The organism is Nocardia sp. NPDC004260 (assembly GCF_053603155.1).
The window spans coordinates 1-1199 of record NZ_JBSGEZ010000276.1 but is presented as its reverse complement, the minus strand read 5'-3'; the positions used below and the strand labels follow the sequence as shown (position 1 = coordinate 1199).

1 protein-coding gene is annotated in these 1199 nt (G+C 66.7%); it reads left to right on the top strand.

Features of this window, described 5'->3' with window-relative positions; all coding sequences use genetic code 11:
- The first annotated feature begins 587 nt into the window (after positions 1 to 587).
- Positions 588 to 896 carry a hypothetical protein gene (locus ACWEO7_RS39610; RefSeq protein ID WP_452431006.1) on the top strand — a complete coding sequence of 103 codons (309 nt, stop codon included), beginning with the start codon at positions 588 to 590 and terminating at the stop codon, positions 894 to 896.
- The last annotated feature ends 303 nt before the right edge of the window (positions 897 to 1199 follow it).

Below are 1199 nucleotides of genomic sequence, written 5' to 3'. Positions count from 1 at the left end.
GGATGCCGGAGAGGGTTTCACGCATCCGGGATGCGGGCGGGATCCTCTCCCACGGCGGTCATCGTAGCGATGCGTGTAACGCCGATCACCGGCACCTGAACAGCAAGCGTCCGTGCGCATTCCGGCAGGGACGATCACACGAGGTGGGCCACCCGGTATTCGCCCGGAGTGGACAGGAGGATGGTCCTCGCACCCCGGTGACACGCGAAACCTATTGCGCTGCCGCCTGATTCTGCGCCAGAGAGGCCCGCGGCCGGCTGCGATCAACCCAGTGGCAGCGCGTTTTCCGCGGTGAGGGCTCACCCACCACCACCGCACGGGGCATACCTGTGCCATCGCGGTCACGCAAATCTCACCACCGAGGAGATCATCGTGTTGGCATCCGGCCGCAAGGGACGCTGTCGAAGACACCATCACCCGCGCCGTGGCCGGAGCACCTACAGCAGCAACGTCACCCTCGGTCCAGCCACCCGATTCTGCTTCGACAGCACCCCATAACCCACTCACGAGAAGACTGCTGGGCATCCACGAGGCCGGCTGTAGGCTCGCAGGCGTTCTCGTCGGGGTTATCGGTTACCCCTCACCACATGACGACGACCGACAACAACCCGCAACGGCCCCTCTTCATTTCTGGGTCGTTGTCCGTGAATACGGCCGCTCATCGTGGCCGCCATGAGGTTCATGCTCCTGCTGGCGAGCCGTCCTCACCGCACCCGGCGATCGGCAACGTCGATGCTGTCGTCCGGGAAGGTGACCGCGAGCAGCGGTATCGCGTTCTGCTGTGGGACGGCGAGGGGAACGCTCTCATCGCCACCCCCGGCGGCCAGCTCGACATCGCCTCCCACCGGCAGGGATTCGTTCGCCTGGAGGGGCGTTCATCGCGAGCGGCCGAATGAGACCACACTTCTCAGGGCCGTCGCTCTTCGGTGACCGGCCCCGATGGTGTGCACGCGCGAAACACGGGACCGGGCGGGAGCTACGCGGGCTGCGGTACGTGCAGTGCCGTCCGTGCCCACCTACCGGGCCGATCGCAACAGCCCGCACCGGCACCCTTGGCCCTCACCACCTGATCCGGGCGAATCCCACCACGGCGGCTGTGTCGACGGTCGGGCTGCTCGCCGGTGGGGTTCATCGCCTCGACCGACCATACGGTCAGTCTTCTTGTGCCGCACGGCAGCGGCAGTCCGCGCACGAGGTGC

Bases quoted from the DNA above. Each gene is read 5' to 3' on its own strand.
- ACWEO7_RS39610 (WP_452431006.1), top strand. From the start codon at position 588: ATGACGACGACCGACAACAACCCGCAACGGCCCCTCTTCATTTCTGGG.